Origin of the sequence: Methylomusa anaerophila (assembly GCF_003966895.1) — a bacterium.
In the GTDB taxonomy this organism is placed as follows: Bacteria; Bacillota; Negativicutes; order Sporomusales; family Sporomusaceae; genus Methylomusa; species Methylomusa anaerophila.
Map to the genome: position 1 here is coordinate 36,957 of NZ_AP018449.1, position 24,238 is coordinate 61,194.

At 51.2% G+C, this 24,238-nt stretch carries 15 protein-coding genes; 3 read left to right on the top strand and 12 right to left on the bottom strand.

The window, feature by feature from the left end; translation table 11 throughout:
- Window positions 1–63: 63 nt before the first annotated feature.
- The 10 genes from MAMMFC1_RS00155 to MAMMFC1_RS00195 form a co-directional block, all read right to left on the bottom strand.
- Window positions 64–2,157, bottom strand: a complete 2,094-nt coding sequence (locus MAMMFC1_RS00155) for a TonB-dependent receptor plug domain-containing protein (RefSeq protein WP_126305545.1) — start codon at window positions 2,155–2,157, stop codon at window positions 64–66.
- A gap of 345 nt (window positions 2,158–2,502) precedes the next feature.
- Complete coding sequence (locus tag MAMMFC1_RS21905) at window positions 2,503–4,086, bottom strand: cobaltochelatase subunit CobN (protein WP_197723871.1); 1,584 nt, start codon at window positions 4,084–4,086, stop codon at window positions 2,503–2,505.
- A 3-nt stretch (window positions 4,087–4,089) separates the two neighbouring features.
- The gene (locus MAMMFC1_RS21910; RefSeq protein WP_197723872.1) at window positions 4,090–6,522 is read right to left on the bottom strand and encodes a cobaltochelatase subunit CobN; all 2,433 of its coding nucleotides are present in this window, start codon (window positions 6,520–6,522) and stop codon (window positions 4,090–4,092) included.
- Between the two features lie 18 nt (window positions 6,523–6,540).
- Window positions 6,541–7,275, bottom strand: a complete 735-nt coding sequence (locus tag MAMMFC1_RS00165; RefSeq protein WP_126305546.1) for an ABC transporter permease — start codon at window positions 7,273–7,275, stop codon at window positions 6,541–6,543.
- The gene (locus MAMMFC1_RS00170; protein WP_232035590.1) at window positions 7,275–8,057 is read right to left on the bottom strand and encodes an ABC transporter ATP-binding protein; all 783 of its coding nucleotides are present in this window, start codon (window positions 8,055–8,057) and stop codon (window positions 7,275–7,277) included. The genes MAMMFC1_RS00165 and MAMMFC1_RS00170 overlap by 1 nt, the downstream gene beginning before the upstream one ends.
- Before the next feature lie 41 nt (window positions 8,058–8,098).
- On the bottom strand, window positions 8,099–11,152 hold the full coding sequence (locus MAMMFC1_RS00175) for an efflux RND transporter permease subunit (protein ID WP_126305547.1): 3,054 nt from the start codon (window positions 11,150–11,152) through the stop codon (window positions 8,099–8,101).
- Window positions 11,149–12,432, bottom strand: coding sequence for an efflux RND transporter periplasmic adaptor subunit (locus MAMMFC1_RS00180; RefSeq protein ID WP_126305548.1), 1,284 nt, complete (start codon window positions 12,430–12,432; stop codon window positions 11,149–11,151). The genes MAMMFC1_RS00175 and MAMMFC1_RS00180 overlap by 4 nt, the downstream gene beginning before the upstream one ends.
- Before the next feature lie 46 nt (window positions 12,433–12,478).
- Complete coding sequence (locus tag MAMMFC1_RS00185) at window positions 12,479–14,149, bottom strand: WD40 repeat domain-containing protein (RefSeq protein WP_126305549.1); 1,671 nt, start codon at window positions 14,147–14,149, stop codon at window positions 12,479–12,481.
- Between the two features lie 42 nt (window positions 14,150–14,191).
- Window positions 14,192–14,983: an ABC transporter permease gene (locus MAMMFC1_RS00190; protein ID WP_126305550.1), complete on the bottom strand. Its 792-nt coding sequence runs from the start codon at window positions 14,981–14,983 to the stop codon at window positions 14,192–14,194.
- Between the two features lie 27 nt (window positions 14,984–15,010).
- Window positions 15,011–15,622 carry a TonB-dependent receptor domain-containing protein gene (locus tag MAMMFC1_RS00195; RefSeq protein ID WP_158618582.1) on the bottom strand — a complete coding sequence of 204 codons (612 nt, stop codon included), beginning with the start codon at window positions 15,620–15,622 and terminating at the stop codon, window positions 15,011–15,013.
- A 119-nt stretch (window positions 15,623–15,741) separates the two neighbouring features.
- On the opposite strand from MAMMFC1_RS00195, the gene MAMMFC1_RS00200 reads away from it, so the two are divergent.
- The 3 genes from MAMMFC1_RS00200 to MAMMFC1_RS00210 all read left to right on the top strand — a co-directional run bounded on the left by MAMMFC1_RS00200 (window position 15,742) and on the right by MAMMFC1_RS00210 (window position 18,495).
- Window positions 15,742–16,320 carry a DUF6431 domain-containing protein gene (locus MAMMFC1_RS00200; protein ID WP_126305552.1) on the top strand — a complete coding sequence of 193 codons (579 nt, stop codon included), beginning with the start codon at window positions 15,742–15,744 and terminating at the stop codon, window positions 16,318–16,320.
- 91 nt (window positions 16,321–16,411) lie between these two features.
- Complete coding sequence (locus MAMMFC1_RS00205; RefSeq protein ID WP_126305553.1) at window positions 16,412–17,695, top strand: DDE-type integrase/transposase/recombinase; 1,284 nt, start codon at window positions 16,412–16,414, stop codon at window positions 17,693–17,695.
- Window positions 17,695–18,495: an ExeA family protein gene (locus MAMMFC1_RS00210; RefSeq protein WP_126305554.1), complete on the top strand. Its 801-nt coding sequence runs from the start codon at window positions 17,695–17,697 to the stop codon at window positions 18,493–18,495. The genes MAMMFC1_RS00205 and MAMMFC1_RS00210 overlap by 1 nt, the downstream gene beginning before the upstream one ends.
- A 169-nt stretch (window positions 18,496–18,664) precedes the next feature.
- Here MAMMFC1_RS00210 and MAMMFC1_RS00215 read toward each other — a convergent pair whose 3' ends face one another.
- Both MAMMFC1_RS00215 and cobN read right to left on the bottom strand, forming a co-directional pair.
- A complete protein-coding gene (locus MAMMFC1_RS00215; RefSeq protein WP_126305555.1) occupies window positions 18,665–20,206 on the bottom strand; it encodes a TonB-dependent receptor plug domain-containing protein in 1,542 nt (513 codons plus the stop codon).
- An 85-nt stretch (window positions 20,207–20,291) separates the two neighbouring features.
- Window positions 20,292–24,218 (bottom strand): cobaltochelatase subunit CobN, encoded by a 3,927-nt coding sequence (gene cobN, locus MAMMFC1_RS00220; RefSeq protein ID WP_126305556.1) that lies wholly within the window; start codon window positions 24,216–24,218, stop codon window positions 20,292–20,294.
- Between the last annotated feature and the right edge of the window lie 20 nt (window positions 24,219–24,238).

Genomic DNA, 24,238 nt, shown 5'->3' on the forward strand with positions numbered 1-24,238 from the left:
AGCCATGAAGAATTATTAGACATACACCATGTCCGACAATTAATCTTCATGGCTAACTAAAAATTAGAATTTGTGAGTCAATTCCAGATAGGTTGTCCGGGGTTGAGCTACATAATAGATATAATGTTTTCTGTCAAACAAATTGTCTATGCTAAGAGAAACAGCCGTATTTTCCGATAGTTTATAAGATACTTTGGTATCCACGGTAAAGTAAGCTTCATAAGTCCCGTAGCCTGTTTGGCCCTGCTTGCTCGGATCATTGGTCTCACTCACGTAATTACCGGTTAGACTGCCCTGCCAGGGGCCTTTCGCGTAATTGAAACCGATATTAAACATATTTTTCGGCACGGCAGCCATTTGCTTGCCTACGTTTTCAGGCGCAGCTATGCTCTCCGTCACCTTGGCATCGGTATAAGTATAGTTAAGAAAACTATTCCAGCTATCGCTCCAACGCTTGTTCAAGCTAAATTCCAACCCGTTGACCCTGGCCTCGCCGGAATTTATGAATTGCGACACCGTTCTGCCGGCAGAATTAGTAGAGGTGCGTTTATCAATTGCGTCGGTAACTTCTGTGTGATAAATATTCAACCGGGCCAGCAAGGTTTTATCAATCTGATAATCACAGCCCAGTTCATAGTTTATGTCTTTCTCCGGCTGTAGGCCAGGATTGCTTTTATAAATTACGCCGCTGCTGCTTTCCCAGTCTTTGGCCAATTCATAGATATTCGGCGCTCTGAATGCCCTGCCGATGGAAGAACGCAAGGTCAGCTTATCATTCACCTTATGAACCAATCCTAACTTAGGATTAAAGCTGTCGGCTTTTCCTTCCGGCGTATTATTGGTTACATAACTTTTTCTCGTGCTGTCATAGCCGTAAGTGTAACCGTCGTAAAAACGCCAGTCATCGTAACGGCCGCCCAGATATAGAGTGGTATTGTCCCCCAGTTTATGTTCGTCCTGGATAAAGAATGACTTGGTTTCCGTCTTGCCGCCAATATTGTTGTCACTATTGGCGGTAGCGGCAGCCAAATTCCAGCCCTGGGAAGCGACGGTCAGGGTTTTGGCCAGGGAATCCGATTGTTCAGACCTATAAGTATAACCGATGGTCAATAAGTCTTTGGCGCCGGCTCGGAAGTTATACTGTACTTCCGCCTGGCTGGTTTTGGACGGATTACGGGTATAAGAATAGGAAGACACATTATTGGTAGTGGAACTGTAACTTGTAGATACGTACCAGCTTTCTATTTCCTTTTCGCCATAGCTGACTTTCAGAGAACTGTCGCCGCTTAATTTTCTTTCATAATTTAAAGCCCAGATATTCTCATTGCGCACGCCGCGGTCGGCAACATTCTCACTGAAATATTTAAACCGGTTGTCGCCTCCCGACAAACTTATTTTGCTGTTCTCATCCGGGTGATACACTAATTTGCCGTCATACAATTTTCTGTCCATGCCGTTTTTGCCGGGATTTCTAGCCCTATCCGATCCCGGTATGGCGGTTTTATAGTCTTCATAAGCTTCATAGCCGTCGGCAGAAGTACCCTGCGCCGTTATGAAGTAATCCAGTTTGCCGGCGCTGCCGCTGGTAAAAATCGACCTGGTGATTGTTTCCTGGCCGCCGATGCCCAGGCGGACAATTGTTTCTTGCCTGGCTTTTTCTTTGGTGATGATATTAATAACCCCGCCCATAGCATTAGAACCGTATAAAGCAGATGCCGGCCCTTTGATTACCTCAATTCTGTCAATATTTTCCGTAGGAATATTCGCCAGGTTGACGCCGCCGTTATAGCCGTCGTTAATCGGCTGACCATCCATCAGGATGAGGATCTGCTTCTGACTGCCAAAGCCCCGCATGGTGATCGAATCGGTGGAACCCATGAGTCCTTTAGTTTGGCGGACATAGACCCCCGGAACCGTCGTCAGGGCATCAGCCACCCGTTTAATATTTTTTTTATCCATATCCTCTTTGGTAATGACTTCTACCGCCGCCGGCACATCCTTCACCTTTTTCTCCGTTTTCGTAGCCGTAACCACCACTTGATCCAGGTCAAACGTCGGTTCCCCGTCCGCCGCCGCCCCGGCAAGGTTTACAGGAGACAGCGCCACACCTAACGTTATCGCTAAGGCAATACTTTTGTGCTCCCACTTTTTGTTCATTATTTTCCCTCCATTGTGTGTGTGCAAATGATCAGTTCCATGGCGCGAATAATAAATTGGCAAGTCCCGGGACCGGTAAACAACCAAATCAATCTACCGGCCTTTACAGCAAATACCCCCTTTACATAAAAATGCCATGAAAAATAAACATACCCGCATACTGGGACGGGTTGTTCACCTTCATGGCATAAATCTTTCAACAATTCAATTATTAATTACAAATTATTATTTAAGATCCACTCGGACTCAGTGGCAGCTTCAGCTGCCGTTACTAAGTAATATCTTACACAAGCTCGGCTATTTCGTCAATATATAATAATAATCCCTAATAAAAATCACCGTACCCTATTTCGCCATTTTAGCTTTCCAGGCGGGAACGTCTTCCATTGTCAGGATATCAATCGAGCCCCCCTGGAATTCGCCGTCAATATCGCCCATCCGTTCTTCCATCCAACCTTCAATCTCCATATATGTTTCCTGTATTCCAGCCAATATCTCAGGATCTGCCTGCCAAAGGCCGCGCTGCGCCGCTTCCAGCAGCCGCCGGGTGATCTCTTCCATGGCCCAGGGACTCTGTTCTTTAAACCAGTCGCGCATTTCATGATCCAGCACATAGGTACGGGCGATATCATCAAATATCCAGTCACCGACTGCGCCGGTGGTAGCTTCCCAGCCATAGATGCGGCCGATGCGTTTGGCCATGTCGCCCGCGCCCTTGTAGCCGTGCCGCTTCATGCCTTCAATCCAGCGGGGGTTCAGAATCTTAATCCTGACGACCCGGTTGATTTCCTCCGCCAGGCTGGTTACCTGCGCCCGTTCCGGGTCACGGGTGTCGCCATAATAGGTCTGTACTTTCTTGCCGGAAATCATCTGCGCCGCCGCAGTCAGACCGCCATAATTGGAGAAGTGGCAGCAACAGCCAAACAAATCATATTCATCGGTAGCCACTTTATTATAAGTAACGTCCACTGTTTTCAACTGATACTCAAGCTGCGGCTGAGCCTCCCTGCCGCCTCTGTCTTTGCCGTAGGCATAGCCGCTCCAGTGCAAATAGATATCCGCCAGGTCTTTTTCCGTCTTCCAGGCCGAAGCGTAAACCGCCAAACTGACGCCGGAACCATAGGTTCCCGGTCTGCTGCCAAAAATCCGGGCTGTCGCTTGTTCCCAGTTATTTTGATTGGCAGCCAGGTTTTCCAGCGTATGCTTGCGCACATAATTCAGGTCGGACGGTTCGTCCAACTCCGCCACAGCCCTGATGGCCTGGTCAAGAAATTCGGTAATGCCGGGAAAACAATCCCTGAGTATGCCGCTGATCTTTAACGTTACGTCAATACGGGGACGATTAAGTTCACATAAAGGAATAATCTTGAATCCGTTTATCTTACCGCCGGGCAGCCACTTGGGCTCTACTCCGAGGAGAGCAAGAATTTGCGCTACCTGTTCCCCGTCGGTCCACATGCAATCACCGGCATTTAGTATCATGGCGCAATTTTCCGGCAGTTTTCCCGTATCCTGCTGATTCCTGGCCAACAGCGCCGCTGCCAGTTGCCGGCCAACCCGCCAGGCGGCCTGAGTGGGAATACGGTCAGGGTCGGCGCTGTAGAAATTCCGGCCTGTCGGCATGATATCGACACGTCCCCGTGAGATCAACCCGGACGGACCGGCGCTGATATAACCGCCTTGAAACCCATGCAGCAGGCTGTCCATCTCTTTAGAAGCCGACATTCTATTATCAATATTCAGCGTCTTTTCCTGCCACAAAGCCAATTCCTCAACCTTTTCCGCATTAACCAGATATTTTCCCAATACGCGCCCGGCAATTGCCAATAAGTTGTTACCAGCGTATTCACGTTGAATAACATGCTGTTTTCCGTCAAGCACCTTATTGGCAATTTCCAACATGGCTTTATTATCCTGGCATAAATTCATAATCTATCCCCTCCCATTCACCGTAATAAACTCACGGATAAAACTCTTGGCACAGATATGGATCTCCTGCAGCAAATCGCCGTAGGTCTTGCCAAACGCTTCATGCCAAACATGGGGCGTTTCATGCAATGCATCATAGTCTAGACCCATCAGTTCAGCTACCAAGCGACCGAATGACCGGCTTTCTTCCGTATCGTGGCGCAAAACGGAATGGATGAAGTTCACCCTTCCTTCCCCTTGAGGAATAGAGTCAAAAATATGCATGCCGTCTTGATGCATGCTGCTTTTCATGCGGTTGAGAACGGCATGGGTTTTCTCAACTATTGCCGGGAAATCTTGATTCAAATCAATTTCGACAGTCAAATTGGCCTGGGTAATCTTTTCTGCGATCAAGTGTTCCAAGGCGTTGGCCCTGGTTTTATCCTGGGTGCAGGCCTGCTGATATTCACCCAGCATAGCTGCCAAATCATCATAAGCGCCATAGGCTGCCGTTTCCACCATTACTGTCTGCATATGCCCGACCAGTGTGGCATAGCTGCGCCGTTTGGCTATGGTTCCTTCCGCCGGATTGTCGGTATTATAGATGTATAAATGCGGCAACGTACCCAGGGTAAGCTCAGGATAACAGCTTTCCGACAAGCCCAACGCCTTCCCGGGAAGAAATTCCAAATTGCCGTGTGTCCCGACATGAACCAACGCGTCGGCTCCCCATACATCTTCAAGATAACGATAGGTGGCGACATACTGGTGCGTTGGCGGACATTCCGGATCATGCAGGATTTTACATACCCTGCCGTCGCAGCGCGGTCCGGCGCAACCGCGTTTGGGTTGAGCGCAAATTACGGCGTTGCCGTATTCCACGCCGGTAATAAGAATATCGCCCTGATACACCATGGCGGCAGGTACTTCGTCAATTTCTTCACCGGGAGGATTTCCCCATGTGGCAGTCATGGCCTGCCGCGCTTCGGACGGAAAGCCGTTAAACCAGCGCCGGTATTCATCTGTTTTAAGGTATCGTAATACGCCGCCTTTTTGCACAATCTCCTCAATCGGCGTCCAGCGGAAATCGGAAATGGCTTTTCTGTCCATGATGGTGTGGATAAGTTCTTCGCCATTTTGGGGCAATTCCTGCAAAGAGTAGCCCTGGCTTTGCATCTCTTTCATAATCCGGGCGACACTTTCCAGGGTGTCAAGGTTAGCGCCGCCGCCGACCGATAGTTCAGCGCCGACACAAGGATTGTTATGCAAAATAAAAGCGACTTTCCGCCGATCAACCGGTTTATTTTTAAGGTCAATCCATTTTTTCACCCGCCGGCACAAGTAACAGATGCGGCCGGCCAGCGGCCGGTGGTATTCCAGGGCGCCGCCGGTATCAGGCTGGGGCGAACGCTCCTGGCAGGCAATCACGATAGGCTCGATAACTCCGTTCATTTCCGGCATACCGACCGCCCACACCATGCTGGCGCCAGAAATGCCATACTTGTCGGCCCGCCATTCCTCTTCGGTCTTGCTGTATGTCGTCAAGCCTTTAATAATGGGCACATTCATCCGCTGCAAAAGGTCAAATCCGTCAGTATCGCCGGTTGCTCCCTGCTCAGCCGGTTTAATCAGCATCGAGGATTGCAGATCAATCAATGCATCAATCACCGGCTGCCCTTGTTGCATAAAATATTCATTGATCACATACCGGTTGCCCAGCGATCCGGTATCGGCATCGGCGCTGCCGGTTGCAAACGCCGGCAATGCGTTCAGCCCTAAGCCATCACACTCCCGGATGATGGAATCAATAATCTCATAGTTCTTATTAATCCAGAGGCTGCGGTAGAATAAAATCCCTACCGTGGGACGTTCCGGCTGATATCCCGGGCATTTTTTCCGGTATTCGCCGGCACTGTCCATTATTTCGTCAACACCGGGATAATAGATGCCTTGCCAGGCCAATTCCGCCGGCGGCGCTGCCTCGCAATCCTGTCCCAGCACTTCTTTCAGCACATAGAACAAAGCGCTGCGGGCGTTTTCCTCACCGCCATAGGTTAGGTATTGCTGCACAGTGAGGGCTACCGGCCCGGGTACCGTATTATAGACTAACAAAGCAGGCGCATTGCCAAAGACAACCACCGGTATAACCGTTGATATTTCCTTTAGGTCGCCGGACATGGCCTCCCAAACGGCATTGGCATTAGCGTATATAACCAGAACATCAGCCTCCTGCCTGGCATACCGGAAGAAAGCTTCCCGGCACTCCGCCTCACCCATGTCTTTCATGCTGTAGATTTTGAGTTCCAGACCGTCGATTTCCCTGGCGGCCGCAACTAGCGCCTGCATATAGGAACCCCACATTATCGACGCAATTTTCATTTTCATCACCTCTTTTTTATTTTGCCATTGGCGATTATGAGCGAGCACTAAGCAATCCTGTTGCTCGTTTGTTATCACCTCATCCTCCTGCGCATCTCACTCACTATACCGTGTATATAACCACACTCCCCAGCCGTAAAATATGCAAGTTAAACCCGTCATCACTCCTGCCGCCCACCAAACATCGCCCTGCCAGCTGGCGGCCCGCAGCATGGTGTTTAACGAAGCAATGGGCGTTAATTTCATAATAGCGGCCAGCCAAACCGGCAGATTATGCAGCGGAAAAAACGAGCCGCCAAAGAAAGTCATGGGGGTAATAAAAAAATTGTTGACAATGGAAATGTCATCCGGATTATTAACCAGCATGCCTACCACTACTCCCAAAGAAGAAAAACACAAGGCTCCCAGGATGACGCCGGCAACTGCCGGCATACTGTTTAACCCAATCACGCTGAATGCCAGCAGGGCAACCAGGAACACCAAAGCGCCAAATAGCAAACTGCGGACCACCCCGGCCAATATGATCCCGAAAATTACCTGACCTACCGGAATCGGACTGACGATAATATTTTGAAAATGACGAAAGTACTTGCCGGAGCTGATGGAAGAGGCTGTTTGCTGATAGGCGTTCAACATGACGGTCACGCCGATGATACCGGCGGCTAAAAAAGGCAGATACCCGCCGTCGACGTTGACCCTGCCTCCCAGCCCCAGCCCGAAAGCAAACAGATAGATAAACGGAGAAACAAGAAAAGAGAACACATAGCCCATTTTACCGACCTTTTTCCAGAGCAGCTTCATTTCCCGCCGGAATACGGCATACCAACCCATCAGAATTCACCGTTTCTGGCCAGTTGAATAAACACTTTTTCCAAAGCGGCCGCCGTACTGACCCCGGCCTCAGCGCCAAACCGCTCCCGGATTGCCGCCGGCGTATCCAACAGCGCCAGCCGGCCGGAGCGCAGCATGGCTATCCTGTCGCATAACTGCTCAGCCTCTTCCATATAATGAGTGGTAATAATCACCGTAATGCCCTGGTCAACCAGTTGCCGGATAATCGTCCAGATATCCTGCCTAATATCCGGATCAAGTCCCACGGTCGGCTCATCCAATAAAAGCAGTCTCGGTTCCGGCATCAGCGCTCTGGCAATGAGCGCCCGCCTTACCATCCCGCCCGACAGTATGCCGACTCTTTTATGGCACATTCCCTCCATAGCAAATGCGGCAATGGTCTGTTCAACCTTTTGTTTTAGTGGTTTGACGCCAAACAGCCGGCCATAGACTTCCAGCGCTTCCTTGATCGTAAGTTCCCGTTCCAGATTATGGTTTTGCGGCACCAACCCCACTAATCGCTTCACGCGGTCGTTAGCATTGGCTATATTATGGCCAAAAATCCGGATCGTGCCGGCGCTAGGCCGCACCAGGCCGGCAATGGCTTTCATCAGCGTTGTTTTGCCGGCGCCGTTAGGTCCCAGCAGGCCAAAAACCTCTCCGGTCCGCACGGTCAGCGATACATCATTCAATGCTTTATAATGCTCATACATCTTGGAAATTCCGCTAATCTGAACTCCATACGGCGTGGCAGGCATTTTGCCCCGATCCGCTGTCTCCATATTGTTACCTCGCTGCATTTTAGATAGATAATTTTTTATAACTAACGATTTTTATGATAGAGAAACACGATCGGAATAACGATCAGAGTAAAAAAGGTGGAGGTGATGAGGCCGCCGATCAATACCCAGGCCATACTCACCCGGATTTCCGCTCCCTCGGTCAGGGATAAAGCCGTGGGCAACATGCCGACCACCATGGTCAAAGTGGTCATGAAAATCGGTTTCAGCCTGGTCTTTCCCGCTTCAATCAAAGCATCATAGGCGTTGAGGCCCCTGTCCATCAGCGTCAGGGTATAATCCAGCAGCAAGGTGCCGTTTTTGGCTACCAGGCCATCCATAACCAGAATGCCGATCAAGGAGTACAGGTTGATGGTGTTGTTGGTAAGCAGGAGAAAGAGCAAGGAACCGATCAACCCCAGCGGCAGGGAAAACATCCGGATAACGGGGGTGAAGGCCGACTCATAGAGCACAGCCAGCAGAAGATACACCAGCAATAACGACAACACCAGCGCCTGGCCCAGTTGCCGGTAGCCATTCGCCATAGCGGTCGCCTGGCCGGAAAATTGGTAGGTCACACCTTCGGGCAATTTCTCTTCCTTAAAAGTCTTGTCAATATCCGACAGTACCTCCTTTAAAGGGCGGCCGGCAACACCCGCCTGCATGATGATGGTCCGCTGCTTGTTCACCCTGGTTATGCCAACCGGACCAACCCCTTCCTGAATCTGAGCCACGTCGCCCAGGAACACCGTCCCGTTGCCGCTGACAACCGGAATGGCCTGGATATCGGCGGCCTTAAAGTTGTCGCTCCCCTGCAAACGCACGATAATATCAGTGTCCAACCCGTTATTGAGGCTGTCGCCGGCCAGCACGCCCGCCTTTTTGCCGCTGATGGCGCCGCCAAACGCATCGTTTATGTCACTGAGTGCGGTATGAAACACCCGCATGCGCTCCCGGTCAACCGTCAGCTTGTATTCCGGCACCCCTTCCTTGAAGGAGTGGCGGGCATCCTTAACGCCTTCGACCTTGCTCATCAGTGTCTGGGCCCGGGCGGCAGCCTGTTTCAAAACTTCCAGATCAGCGCAATAGAGGTAAATCAGGACCGGCGTATATTCATCCACCCCGCCGGTGGCCACCCCGGCAACGGAAGCCTCGGTTTCATATACCCGCACCGAGCCGTCGGTCACATGCCTGCGCACATAGCCGCGGATTCCCTCAGTGATTTGCCATACGCTCCGCTCCCGTTTATTCTTGCTGACAAGCTGCACCGTCAGCCGACCCCTGTTGCCGCCTCCCTCGCCGACATAGCTCAGACAATGAATCACTTCCGGTATGGTCAATACATGCTGCTCCATTTGCTCAACCACCGCATAAGTCCTGTCGGCTGTACTCCCCACCGGCATTTCCACCGATATGCGTATCCCGTTTTCATCTGTCCGAGGCATAAATTCCGCGCCGATGATTCCGGCCGGAATCAAGCCGACCGCGGCAATGAACAATACCAACACAGCCGCGATGACCTTTTTGCCGTTGGCAAGACTCCAGCGCAGCATTGTTTCGTACCGGCAAACCATTTGTGCTTCCAGCGCTTCCATAAAGTTCCACAGCCGGCCGGAGGGTTCGGGCACGCCGTTTTTAAACAGGCGTGCCGTCAGCATGGGCGTCAGGGTAAAGGAAATAAACAGCGAAAATAAAGTAGCGAAAACAATCGTCAAACCGAATTGACGGAAATATTGGCCGGTAATATCCGTCATAAACGCGATGGGCAAAAAGACGACCACATCGCACAGGGTAATGGCAACAGCAGCCATGCCGATCTCGTTGCGTCCCTCCTCGGCGGCAACAGCCGGCGGCTTGCCCAGCCGCATATGCCGGTGGATATTTTCCAGAACAACGATGGCGTCATCCACCAAAATGCCGATACACAGTGTCATACCCATCAGGGACATCATATTGAAGGTAAAGCCGGCGGCATACATTATGAGAAAGGTGGCAATGAGGGAGGTGGGGATAGCCACCATCACGGCCGCCGTCGAACGCCATCCCCGCAAAAACAGGTATAACACCAGGCCGGTTGTACAGATCCCTTCCACCAGGGTTGCCAGCGTATTCTTGAGTGAGTTTTCAATGTAATCGGCGTCATTGGCTACGATCAGAAATTGATATTCGGGATACTCGGTCCGCAGCGTCGCAAGTTGTTTTTTTACGCCGGTTACCGTATTTACAATGTTGGCGTCGCTGTTCTTAAACACTTGCAGTGAAATGGCATCCTCGCCATTCACCTTGCTGAAACGTTTGGCCCGGCTGTCTCTTTCTTCAACGTCGGCCAGCGCTGACAGGGGAATTTCATTACCGGCGGGACCGGCTACGTAAATATTGCGAATTTCCTCAGGTGTTTGATACCGCGCTACCAGGCGCACATCCTTTTCCAGTTTGTCGGTGTATATAATACCGGCCGGCAGCATAATGTTCTCGCCCTTGATGCGGCTGACAATCCGGCTCAGCGCCAGCCGGTACTGCGCCAGCTTGTCCCGGTGCACATCCACGGCCACTTCCCGGTCGCGGCCTCCGCCCACAACCACATCAGACACCCCTTCAGCCCGTTCCAGACGTTCCTTGAACACCTGATCCGCCTTGCCATAGATGTCGGCAAGAGAGTACTTGGACTTGACCGCGATCTCCATGATCGGGGTAGCGCTTGGGTCCCGGCGCATTATCACCGGCTCGCCAATGTCATCGGGAAGCTCCCGCCGCACCCGGTTGACCAGCTTGCTGACATCCACGGCAGCCAAGTCGGCATTGGCGTCAAAGTCAAACTCGATCATAAGAGTAGCTCTTTCCTGACGGCAGACGGCAATCATTTTCTTTAAGTGGGCCGCGGAAGAAATGGCCTGCTCCAAAGGCTTGACAACCGCCTGTTCGACCTCTTCCACGCTGGCGCCGGGATATTCAACCGAGACGGCGCAATAGGGATAGTTGTACGTGGGCAGCAGTTCCACCCCGATGCGGAAATAGCTGTAAACACCGAGCACGACAAACAGCAGGACAATCATGGTTATACCGACCGGGCGCTGAATGGAAAAACGGGTAATATTCATATGCCTGTTCCTGCCTTGTCCTTTGACCCGGTTTTCGCTTTTTGTTCCACTTCAACCTGCATGTCCTGCTTCAGCCGGGATACATTGCTGCCGGCAACAAGTTCCCCCGCCTTTACGCCCTCCAGTATTTCCACAGCTTCATCATTGGCAAGCCCCAGCCTTACCTGTCGCTGCTCAGCCTGCTTGTTCTCATGAATTACAAATACATACTTCTTACCGTTTTTGTCCAGTACCGCCTCCTTGGATACAAATATGGTTTTAGGTTTAAGCAATATTTCAGCATTGGCATGGGCAAACATGCCGCCTTTAATCAGCAAGTCTCCCTGCAATAAGAGTATCCTCACCGTAAAGGCTTGCGTTTTTTCATTGCTGACCGGACTAATATAGGTTATTTTTCCCGGATAGCTTTTCCCCAGCGAATCGACCGTTACCGGCAGTTCCATGCCGGTAACGAGATAAGCCGCATTTTGTTCCGCTACCTGGCAGTCAATATATATGCTGCTGTTGTCAACAACGGTGAGCAGTTTCTGCCCGTCCTGCACTAAGGCGCCGGCCTCCGCCTGCCGGTAACCGATAATGCCGTTCCTGGGCGCCCGCAGGACCATGTCCTCCCGCTGTTGTTTATAGGCTTCCAGCATGTATTCGGCCCGGGCGGCAGCCGCCTGCCTGGTTTCCAGCACAGCCGGCGCTCCCTGAGTCATCGCCTGTTCCTTAAGAGTATCCAACGCTGCCTTGGCATTAACCAATTGCTGCCGGGCGGTGTCCAAATTCTCGCGGGAGACTGCGCCGGCAGCATGCAGCGATTCATAACGCCGCAGGTTATCCAGGTTTCGCTGATAGTCGGCTTCCGCCTTGCGATAGTTGGCGTCAAAAGCCGCCTTTGTTTCCACGCTTTCAGCCCGTGCCAGCCGCATGGATTCGCCGGACTGGGCAATAATTAGGTCAATATCCCGCGTATCCTGTATAATCAGGACCTGACCGGCTTCCACCCGCTGCCCCAGTTCAACAGTCACCTGAACAATGCGTCCGGTATATTTGGCCGCGATGTCCACCTGGGCTGCCGGTACTGTCTGCCCGCTCAATACAATCCGCTTCACCATATCCCGCTTTTGTACGGTTTCCACGGCAACCAGCGGTTTAATGGCGGCAGCCTTGCCGGCGTTGCCTGACTTGCCGCCAAAACCTTTCATATACCCCCATATGCCGGAAACAATAAGCGCCAAAGCGACAACTCCGCCCAAAAGCCATATTTTTTTTGTTAACCGGATCTTTCTAATCAAAATGCCTACCCCATTCCCTCGTGGCTGCCTGTGCTTACTGTTCCTGCTACTGCAGAATATGCAGGCGGTGCTGCCCTGTTACCGTATCTCCCTTCATGCGGATGGGAGCCTCGCAACCGGCAATCGTTGTGCCGTCGGCGGCGATATCCGCCACTGACGCTACCCCTTCCACCGGATAGAACCAAGCGAGACTATCCGGGCCTTCGGCCCTAAGATCAAAACAATAGATGCCCGCCCGGCTGTTGCTTTGGCTGATATAATTATGATACACGGCGGCTACCATAAACCGGTTGTCGGCGGAAAAACGCACCTTCCCCACGCCGCCTTCGGTTTGCCAGCGCCACAACAACTCCCCGTTTTTATTGTAAGAAAATAACGTGGCCGAGTCGGGATGAAGGAATGGCGGCGCACTGGCGGCCGTCTTATCGGCAACAAAGGTGTTGCTGGTCATGAAATAAAGCTTCCCTTCATCGGTAACACGCGCCGCACTGCCTGACGCATATACCGGCACGCCGCCTACCGCATGCACCTTGCTGACCTGCCTGATCCATTCAGGTTCCATAGCCTGACCTGTTTCCGCCATATTTACTTTGCCCAGATCAAACAGCATGGCCTGATTATCACTGGCGAAAATGGCCAGGTATCTGCCGTTGGCGGAAATGTCGATCCCCTCATGAATGCCCACCCAGGCAAAATAGGGGTTAATGACACTGGCCTGAAAGAATGCCGCCATCTTTCCGGTTCCGCCGTTCAAAACGCGAATGCCGCCATCCGGATATTTTTCCGCCGGACTCCAGGATTGATTACCAAACGCCACCTTTTCCCCGTCAGCGGATACCACAATTTTGGACACCCCGGTATCCATCGTTTCATTCTCCGGATACCGCCAGCGTTTCTGTCCTGTTTTTATATCAAAAGCGATAATCACGCTTTGGGTTGGATAAAGAATAAGCGAGCGTTCGCCGTTTTTTTCCACAACCCGCTGCCGGTGTTGTCCGGCGGCAATCACCGCATCGCCGTTGACCACCAGTGAACGAACATTGGGCCGGTTGCTCCACTGGGCGCTCATGCCCTTGCCAATGTCGGCGGCAAACGCGTAATCCCAGAGGATTTTTCCTGTGAGGCGGTCAAAGGCATACAACTTGCCGTCAGAACTTGACTCTCCCGCCAAAACAATGCTCCCGTCGGCGGAAAAGGCGACGCTGACAGGCATGCCGCTGGGAACCCGGTAATCCCAGATTTTTTTTCCGCTGCGGTCAAATAAGTACACCGTATGATCAAAAGACGCCACCGCCACAAATTGTCCGTCCGGCGCTACCGCCACACCCTCATTGACTTCCACCGCCCACTGGTTGATGGTCGGCATTGCCTCCAGTTCGCCGGTGGGAACGACGGCGCTGAGCCAGGCTGCCGGTTTTCCCGGCGCCGCCGAGTTCCATTTTTCCTTGTCAAAAATTACCTGATAATTGTCGCCGGCCTGCCAGTTTAGCGGTAAAAGAACGGTATTTTTCCCCATACTGCGGGCGCTAACCGCCTGGTCTTGCTCATTGACCCGGATGTGCACCTCAGCTACGGCCGCCTCACGCCCGCTTTTCACAATGATGCCATTCTTGGTGAAGAACCCCTGTACTCCGGAGTTTTCCGTTTTATTCAAGCAGCCTGTTGTGGCAAGCAAAACAACGAGCGCCAGCCAGCCAGCCAAAATTTTGTTGTCCATAATTCGTTTCGTGGTCGTCACCTCCGCTGTTTATATACCTATTTAATGACCGTACCGCCCTTGTGAATTCAGCCGTACCCTGCGCATACTCCAGACGGCCCCGGCCGACAGAACAACCACATATGCGAATAAAACTGCCAAATCGGCCATTGGCGCCGGTTGACCGGCGCCAATGGCCCGCAGGGCATAACCGGCATGCGTCAGCGGCAGACACTCCAGCATTGCTCTCCCTGTTGCCGGCAAAATATCGATGGAAAAAAAAGTCCCGCAAAAGAAAGACATTGGCAGCAGCACAAATGTATTTACATTGCCAATATCCTCAAAATCATCAATCAGCATGGCGGCCATAAACCCGGTTGCCGCGAAGATCATGCAGTTGAGGGCCAGCGTCAGAAGAAACCAGCCGTTCATCACAAAGCGTATGCCGAACATATACGCCAACAGGCAAATAACGGCGGCGGACAGCAGGCCCTGCAGGGTGCCGGAAATCACTTTTCCGGCTACAAAAGAGCCTGCCGCCATTGGCGCGATTAAATATTCATCCAGCGTTTTGTGGTACAGCCGTTCCAGGTGCAGAGAAAAACCGCAGGAATTAAAGCTGATATTCATGGTGTTCAGGACCACAATCCCCAGAGCCAGAAATTCATAATAACCGGGCTTTCCCTGACTGGCGATGACTCCCAGCCCCCAGCCGAAGGACAAAAAATAGAGCAAAGGCGCCATCATGCGGGAAAACATGTACCGGTTTAAATGGCGGCGGAAAACCTGAAAATCCCGCCAAACGACTGTCCGGATATCAAATAATTGTTTACGGACGATGGCTGTTTGCAGCATTATCTCCTCCTTGACTCTGCGGGACTTTTAGAATTTATAGCTGTACTCCAGGAAGGCGCTGCGGGTCGGCGCCAGGTAGTAGGACCAGTATCTGCGGTTAAATAAATTATCAATGCTTAAAGAAACGGTAGAATGTTTATCCGGCAAATAAGATATTTTCATATCCACCAGGAAGACCGGATCATACGAACCGTATTGGCCGGTTTTCACTCCGTCCTCTTTTGTGTCGCTGATTCTGCGTCCGCTGATGCTGCCCAGCCACTTTTGGCTTTTGTAGTCGAACCCGACGTTAAGCATGCATTTGGGAATATCGTCCATCTGTCGGCCGATAACGGCCGCCGGATTTTTGCTTTCGGTTATTCGGGCGTCGGTGTACGTATAATTAATAAAGCTGGTCCAATTTTTGCTCAATTGCTTATTTAATCCGATTTCAAAGCCTTTCATTACCGCTTTGTCCGCATTGCTCTGCCTGGATTCCGTAGTTATGCCGGGTATGGTTCCGATATTGGGAACATAGCCGTCGGTCACGGCATATTTCATGGTGGTAATGGCATCCTCTAACTGCGTATAGAAATAGGACACGTTGAATAAGGTTTTGGAATCCAAACGGTAATCCAGGTTCAAATTGTTAGCTTGCAAAAAATCTAATCCTTGGCCGGGGAAAATATTGCAGAATCATACGGACGAAGCGTTTTTTCAGATCCGTTCCAATTTGCTATAATATATTGCACATTACAACAGCAACGGGAGCGGATTTTTTGCAGATTCTGATTACAGTTAAAGAAACTATTACGCAATACATTACCCGATTTCAGGCATTAGAAATTGTTCGACCGGAAAAGTGTCCCGTCTGCGGAGCCGTTCACTCGATTCATCGGCATGGCAGCTATTGGCGCAATATCTTGAATGAGCAATGGGAAAAACGGATTCCGGTAGCCAGGTTCTACTGCAAAACGTGCAAACTGACGATATCGATGCTGCCTTCCTTTGCACTGCCCTATTTCCAGTATTCACTGGAGTTCATTGTGACCGCGTTGCAACAAATCTTTCTTGCCAAGGCAACCACGTCAAGAATTTGTTCAGCCCTACTGCGCTTTTATCGAAGACGATTCCATGGCAACTTGCTATTTCTGGAGATGTTTTTCCGCGACCAGGGCTGGCCTGAAGTCACTCCGCAAGATGTAAAAGAAAAAGCCACAAAAATGGTTTGTATGTTAACTGTCCCCACAGCCGAAACCCTTTCGCAAAGGTTTCATCAACACTACAAACATACTTTTATGGCACATTCATTGTACCATAGGTTCTATCTGAGCGTAAACCAGTGCGTTCCCACATAACTTTTCGCTGGCGAAGGTCAGAAAGTTGCGGTATGATGGCTTTTGTACAAGGTTAGCCGGCTAGCCTCCCCATTTACCGGAGGTGTGTTCATTGACAAATGAAGATCGCGAGCAAGTCGCTCTATTTCGTTATGGGCTGATCGCCCCGCTTTTGAATGATCAAGTCGATTCTAAACAAGACTACCTGTCCGAAATCTGCGCCAAGTTCCATGAGGTCCCCTATTATGGCCGCAAAGAATTTGCACCGAAAACTCTGGAGGGCTGGCTCCGCGATTATCGCCGCGGCGGATTTGTGGCCTTAAAACCCAAAGGCCGTTCTGACCGCGGGAGAAGCCGGGTGATCTCACCAGAGCTAAAGGAGCAGATTATTGCTTCGCGTCAGAAAAACAGGGAGCTTTCTGTTGTGCTGTTTTATGAAAAGCTGGTTAAGAACACGGTGTTGGCTCCTGACAAAGTGTCTTACCACAGCGTTTACCGGCTCTTAAAATCACAACAGCTTTTATGGCCGGAGGAGAAAGCATTAAAGGAACGCAAACGCTTTAGTTATGATAAGGTGAATATTCTGTGGCAGGGCGATATGTCCATTGGCCCTTACCTTACGATTGGCGGCAAGAAGCTCAAAACTCATTTGTTCGCCTTTATTGACGACTGCTCCCGGCTGGTTCCTTTTGCTCAGTTCTCGTTTACGGAGAAGTTTAGTCCCATGAAAGCGGTGCTCAAAGAGTCCATTCTCCGCCGGGGTGTCCCGAAGATGATTTATGTTGACAACGGCAAGGTGTATCATGCCAGGGAGCTTCATTTAGCTTGCGCCGCTCTTGGTATTACGCTGACTCATACTCAGCCTTATGATCCGCAGAGCAAAGGAAAAATTGAGCGTTTTTTCGGCACAGTGCGCCGTCGTTTTTACCCGCTCCTTGCCAACAATATGCCTAAATCCCTGGATGATTTAAATGCTCAGTTTTGGAAGTGGCTGGAGAGCGATTACAATCGCAAACCGCATTCCGCACTGGACATGTCTCCTTTTGACTTATTTTTGTCACAGCCGTCTTCTGTCCGATTATATACGGATCCCTATGCTTTGGAACGACTCTTTTTTAAGCGGGAATACCGTAAGGTGAAGCACGACGCAACGATCACGCTGTCAAACCGTTTGTTTGAAGTCCCGGCCAAGCTAGTCGGGCAACGGATTGAAGTACGCTATGATCCGGAGTCGCCCGAGCAAGTCTATATCTATGACAATGACATCCAGGTAGGTGTGGCTGCGCCGGTATCGTTTCGGGACAACTCCCAAGTCAAACGGGAACGCAGGGACTTTCCCAAAGAGACTGCGATTTCTTTTGGCAGTTTACTGGCCTGCCAAAAGGAGGATGTGTGATGTTCCAATCCTTTTATTCTCTCTCGTCGGTGCCCTTTCGCAAAGAGCTTGAAACCAAACACTTCTTTTCCTCGCAAGGATTCTCCGAAGGCACGGCCAGACTGGAATATTTAAAGTCGACTCGCGGTATGGGCGTTGTGATTGGCGAGGCTGGCGCAGGAAAAACTTCGCTGATGAGAAATTTCGCTGCCTCGCTCAATCCTTCGTTGTTTAAGGCCATCTACTTTCCCTTGTCTACTGTCACCGTATCTGACTTTTACAGGGGGTTGACCGTAGGGTTAGGACAGGAGCCGAAGTTTCGCAAGGTCGACCTGTTTGCTCAAATCCAGCAGGCCACGCTTCATCTGTTTCACAACCAAAAGATGACACCGGTTTTCATTCTGGATGAGATGCAAATGGTCTCCAATCAGTTTTTAAACGACATTAGCTTGTTGTTCAATTTTGCGATGGATTCTGCCAATCCGTTTATACTGATTATGGTTGGCCTTCCTCATTTTATGGAACGGTTACGGTTAAGTCACAATCAGCCCCTGGCCCAACGGGTGGTGATGCGTTATCAGATGAATTCCCTTTCGAAAGATGAGGTCAGGCACTACATCCTGCATCAGCTTAAGTTGGCTGGCGCTCTTCATGATATTTTTTCTCCCCAGGCCATTGAGGCCATTACTTCACGTTCTCGTGGGTTTCCTCGCTTGATTAACAATCTGGCAACCAATTGCTTGCTTTACGGCTGTGCCAAAAAACTTGAATTAATTGATGACGAGGCCGTTTTCGCAGTCGCTTCGGAATCCGGATTGTGATTTTACTTCTCTATTTTCCCGCAACCACGTTGTTGCGGGCTTTTTTCTGCGGATGAATGAATGGGCAAACTCACGTTGTATCAATTTGCAAAACCGCTTTTTGCTCTGCTGCATGATTCCTCTTGGTTTGTAAATTAGACCAAATTTCCGGCTCTTTTATTCTGCTATATCACGGATGATTTATTTTGCAAATTAACATCAAATCATAGGAAGTGCTTTTTTCCGGCTTCAAATTGATATTGGACGTCGTTATATCCGTCGTAGTGGTTTGAGAAGACCGATACAACTCATAGAATGAGGGGGTGCGAAACCCCTGGCCGACATTAAATTTCCAGGTCGCTTTCTCGTTGGCCTTATACACCATACCGATTCTGCCGCTGAAATTGCTTTCCTCCCTGTCGCCATACTGGCTGAAAACCGGAGGGGAGGCGGAAGTTCGCCGGAAGCTGTTCCAACCGCCGGTGGTTTCCCATCTAACATATCTGCCGCCGATAAAGGTGGTGAATTTATCATTGAATTTGTGCTCGTCCTGGAAATAGAAGGAATCACTCCTGGTTTTGCCGCCGGATTTCCGGTCTATCTGGTCTTCAGGCTTAACGAAACTCCAGGTGTGTTCCGGATAAAATCTCCTCAATTCCCGTTCATCATACGCCGTCCCTTGTTCGCTGCGCAGGGAATACCCCAGGGTAAGCAAATTCTTCCGGTCCACTTGCCAGTTCACATGCATATCCCCGTCAGTGGTTTCAAAATAATTTAACTGATGCATGAGATTTTGCGTCTGGACGGTGCCGCTCCAACCGCTGTAATACCAGTTGTCGGTCTTTTTCTCGCCCCAGGTGATTTGATAATCCACCTTGTCATTTACTTTTCTCTGATAATCCAGATTAAGGCCTTTGCTCACTTTGTCGGCCTGATCCGTTCCCAGTTCGTATTTATACGAACTATTGCCCCTGTAGCTGTTGACAGACAGCTTACTATCCTTATCCCAGCGGTAGATCAGTTTGCCGCTGTAATGCTCCTGCCCGCCGCTTTGGTGACCGCGATAATTGGTTTTATCGTCGGGATAAGCGGTGATAAAACCATCGGAATCAATTTTGGAGTAATCAAAATAATAATCGAGTTTTCCCACCGAGCCGCTGTGGCCGAAGGTCACTTTTCCCGTCCCCTGCGTCCCGCTCCCCAGCTTCACCACCGTTTCATTGGCGGCCTTGCTTTTGGTAATGATGTTGATGACTCCCGCCTGGGCGCCGGAGCCGAATAATGATGATCCCGGTCCTTTCACTACTTCGATTCGCTCAATATTCTCTATCGGAATTTGGCTCCAGGTAATCTGACCGTTATAACCGTCATTTTGACTTTGACCATCCACCAGAACCAAAATGCCCTTAAATTTAAACCCCCGCATAATGACGGTGGGCTCGCTGCTGCTTAGCCCGGTATTGCGCTTGATCATAATGCCGCTGATCCCTTTTAAGGCATCATCCAAATTTTGCACATTCTTTTTTTCCAGGTCTTCTTTGGTAATTACCTCAACCACCACCGGCACATCTTTTATTTTCTTCTCTGTCCTGGTTGCCGTAACCACCACTTGATCCAGCTGAAAACCGGGAGCATCCTCCTCTACTTCTTCACCGTAAGCCACCCCCAGGGAAGATAATATTATTCCTGTCGTCAGAGCTAATACCCAGCCTTTTTTATGGGACGTTTTCACAACTCTACTCCTCCAAATTTTATTGCTTCATTCCTTACTACCCTTACTACCTTACTGCACTGCATTACTGCATCACTGTACTACCTTACTGCTTTACTCCGGCATGTATTTTTTGTCTGACGCCCTGCATTTTTTGCGCCCACTCTTTTACATCATCCATGTTCAGCATATCGACGGACCCGCCCTGGAATTCGCCGTCGATATCGCCGATGCGTTCTTCCAGCCAGCCTTCGATCTCCATATAGGTCTCCTGCAGTTCTTGCAGCACCTGGGGATCGGCCTGCCATAAACCCCGCTTCTCGGCTTCCAGCATGCGGCGGCTGATGTCCTCCAGCGCCCAGGGGTTGTTCTCTTCGAAGAATTGCCTGTTTTCCTCGTTCAGCACAAAGGTTCGGACAATGTCGTCAAAGATCCAGTCATCCACTTCCTGGGTGGTTGCCTCCCAGCCATAGACCCGGCCAACGCGTTTGGCTATATCACCGGCGCCTTTGTAGCCATGCCGTTTCATGCCTTCAATCCATTTCGGGTTAAGCACCTTGGTGCGCACTACCCGGCGAATCTCGTCAGCCAAATCAACAACCTGAGGCAATTGCGGGTCGCGGGTGTCGCCATAGTACGTTTTGGCCTTCCGGCCGGATATCACATTGGCCGCCAGCGTCATGCCGCCCTGATAGCTGTAGTAGCAGCAACAGCCCAACAGGTCATGCTCATCGGTCGGATTGTTGCGGAAGGTGACGTTCAGCGTCTGGAGTTGGTTGACCAGTTGATCGGCGGCCTCGGCGCCCTGACTGTCCATCCCTTCGCCATAGGCAAAGCTGTTCCAGTACACATACACCTCGGCCAGGTCCTTTTCATCCTTCCAGGCGCTGGCATAGACCGCCAGATTAACACCTGAACCATACGTACCCGGCCGTGTGCCGAAAATCCGGAAGGTGGCCTGCCGCCAAAGCTCGGCTTCAGCGGCTGCGGTTTTTTCCAGTTTTAGCTTCTCCATGTTTTCCAGCGTATGCTTTTTGACATAATTGTGCTCGCTTGGCTCGTCAAGAGCGGCCAGCTCTTTTACCGCCCGGTCAATGATTTCCACAATCATCGGGAAGCAATCGCGCACCAGGCCGCTGATATGTAAGGTTACGTCAATACGGGGGCGGTTTAGTTCCGCCAGTGGTATGATCCGGTAACCTTTAATGCGCCCATTTGGCTCCCATTCCGGTTCCACACCAAGCAAGTAAAGGATCTGAGAGGTTTGCTCCCCGTTCGTCCACATCATATCCGTGCAGGAAAGGACAATGCCGCAGTTTTCCGGCAGGCAGCCTTCCTCGCTTTCGTACTTCTCCAGCATGCGGGCGGCCAAAACCCGCCCCACCCGCCAGGCGGCCTTGGTCGGTATGGTAAAGGGGTCCATGCTGTAGAAATTCCGTCCGGTAGGCAGTACATCAGGACGGCCCCGGGTCGGACAGCCGGAAGGACCGCTGGCGATATACCCGCCTTCCAGGCCATGCAGTAAACTGTCCATTTCCCGGCTGCAGCCGGCGATTTTTTCTCTGAGGCTGTCAATTATTTGTTTAAACCCGGCAAATACCTCTAAAACTCCGGCATTCCTAACACGCTCGCCCAGCAGTTCACAGGCAACTTCTTCGCCGCTCAGTGTCTCCCCGTTCAGGAACAATTCCACCGCTTTTTGGGACAACAGATAGGCTTCCTGCAACAGTTCCCCATTGCTGACGGCATAGCCTGGCGGATATTCGCCGGGATTGGCTTTGAGCTCCAGATAATTCAGTCCTTGTAATGCCAGGATAACGCCGCGCAGCGACTGGGTTTCATCGCCGGCATATTTCAACATGGAGGCAATGAATTCTACCAATTCATCGCCTGCCGGCGCCTGCCCGAAAATATGCATGCCGTCGGCAATGGAAGTATCGCGGATACGGGTCAGCGCCTCATGGGCTTTTTTTACAACCGCCGGGAAATTCTCGGCCATGTATTTGGGGTCGTGCAGCGTTGCCGGCGGAATGTGCATCTCCTGGTGCAGGTTGGCTTTTTCTATCGCCTCGACAATCAAGTGTTCCAGGGAATGAGCCCGCGCCGGGTCATTTCCCCGGGCCGTTCCATACTCCCCTAACAGCTGCTCAAGTTCCTGGAGTTCATCATAAGTGCCGCTGTGGGTCATAACCGGCAGCAGATAATCAATAAGCACCGCTGCCGCCCGCCGTTTGGCTATCGTCCCTTCCGAAGGATTGTCCACGCTGTACAGATATAGATGCGGCATTTCGCCCAGAGTCAGGTCCGGATAACATTCCCGGGACAACGCCAGGGATTTTCCCGGCAGGAACTCCAGGTTGCCATGTGTGCCGACACTGATTAACAGGTCGGCGCCCCAAACCTTTTGCCAATACCAGTAGCTGGCGACATATTGATGAGTAGGCGGGCACTCCGGGTCATGGAGGATTTTACACACCTGACCGTCACATTTTGGTCCGTAGCAGCCCCGTTTGGGCTGCACAACAACCAGTGCATTGCCGTATTCCACCCCGGTCAGCACCAGTTTGTCCTGATAGACCATGGATTGTCCGGGAGGTTCGCCCCAGGTTTCAGTCATTTTTTGGCGGACATTTTCCGGAAACTGCCGCCACCATTCCCGGTACTGTTCGGTCGGGAAAAGGGTTAGCGCCCCTTTTTTCTCCACAATCTCCTCCACCGGCGTCCAGCGGAAGTCCGATATGGCTTTTCTGCCCATTATGGTTTCAATGAGTTCTTTGCCTGTGGCCGGCATATTGTCAATGCTGTAGCCCTGCTCCTTCATAACCGCCATAATCCGGGCCACGCTTTCCAGGGAATCCAGATGCGAGGCCCCGCCGACACTAAGCTCGGTACCGGCGCAGGGATTGTTGTTGAACAGGAAGACAACCCGCCGGTCCTGGGGCAGCTTGCTTCTGAGCGCCACCCAGCGTGTCAGCCGGGCGGCGGCTTTCTCAATTCTTTCGGCGAGCGGAACAAATTTCTCCACCGTGATGCCGGTAGTCTCGTCCCGGGGAGTCTCATAGCTGGCCAGGATAATCGGTTCAATCATGCCGTAAAACTCAGGCATGGCCACATACCAGATGGCCGATGACCCCAGACCATGGGGGTTTTTCTCCCATTCCTCCCGGCTGATGTGATAAGGCAGGAAACCTTGGATGACGGGAACATCCAGCTTTTGAAACAGCGCAACCACCTGGTTGGTCTCCCGGTCGTCCCAGTCCTCGGTCCCTTCGGTGAAGCGGGACGCCTGGATATTAAAGAACAAATCGATGACCGGTTGGCCGTCGCGAAAAAAGTAGTGATTAACGATTTGTTCATTAGTCCAGCTGTCAGAGGTGACCTTGTCATGGGCCTGATAAGAGAATACCGGCAGCAGATCCATCCCCTTCCTGCCAAAAGTTTCGATCAGGGCGTCAATGACTTCCACATTGCGGTTCATCCATAATTGCCGGTTAAATAACAAGCCTATTTTCTTGTTATCCGCAGACCAGCGTCCTTCACGCCGCGCCCAGGGAATATACTCCTCCATGGTGCTGAAACACTTAAGTCCGCGGCCGTAGATCCCCTGCCACAACTGTGCCCGGGGTTGCCCGTAATCCACATTGATGCCGGCCAGTTCCTTGGCAACGTAGGAAAACAGTCCAACCATGTTTTCCACACCTTCCAGGTCCATGTACTGCTGGATCCGGGCCACATGCTCGCCGGCAATGCTTGACAGCAGGAAATAGGCCGGTTCCTTGCCCCAGCAAGCCACCTGCTTTTTTCCCCGCAGTGCTTCAATCACAGGTACGAGACTATGCCAGTGCTCATTGTCCTGCGGCTGCAGAAGAATGATATCGGCCTCCTCTTCCATATAGCGCACAAACCGGCTGCGTTTGCCCTCATTCTCCAAATCCTTGACGGCGCAAACGTGAAGATCCAAAAAGCCCAGCAGTTTTTTGGCCTCCACAATATTGAGCAGCCTGGTTCCCCACGTCAGAAACGCGATTCTCATTGTTGTTACCCTCCTCATCT

What these genes read in the sequence shown, in the direction of transcription:
- MAMMFC1_RS21905 (WP_197723871.1), bottom strand. Translation starts at nt 4,086, where the DNA reads ATGAATTTATGCCAGGATAATAAAGCCATGTTGGAAATTGCCAATAAG.
- MAMMFC1_RS00190 (WP_126305550.1), bottom strand. Translation starts at nt 14,983, where the DNA reads ATGCTGCAAACAGCCATCGTCCGTAAACAATTATTTGATATCCGGACA.
- MAMMFC1_RS00185 (WP_126305549.1), bottom strand. Translation starts at nt 14,149, where the DNA reads ATGGACAACAAAATTTTGGCTGGCTGGCTGGCGCTCGTTGTTTTGCTT.
- cobN (WP_126305556.1), bottom strand. Translation starts at nt 24,218, where the DNA reads ATGAGAATCGCGTTTCTGACGTGGGGAACCAGGCTGCTCAATATTGTG.
- MAMMFC1_RS00210 (WP_126305554.1), top strand. Translation starts at nt 17,695, where the DNA reads ATGTTCCAATCCTTTTATTCTCTCTCGTCGGTGCCCTTTCGCAAAGAG.
- MAMMFC1_RS00170 (WP_232035590.1), bottom strand. Translation starts at nt 8,057, where the DNA reads ATGGAGACAGCGGATCGGGGCAAAATGCCTGCCACGCCGTATGGAGTT.
- MAMMFC1_RS00165 (WP_126305546.1), bottom strand. Translation starts at nt 7,275, where the DNA reads ATGGGTTGGTATGCCGTATTCCGGCGGGAAATGAAGCTGCTCTGGAAA.
- MAMMFC1_RS00175 (WP_126305547.1), bottom strand. Translation starts at nt 11,152, where the DNA reads ATGAATATTACCCGTTTTTCCATTCAGCGCCCGGTCGGTATAACCATG.
- MAMMFC1_RS00155 (WP_126305545.1), bottom strand. Translation starts at nt 2,157, where the DNA reads ATGAACAAAAAGTGGGAGCACAAAAGTATTGCCTTAGCGATAACGTTA.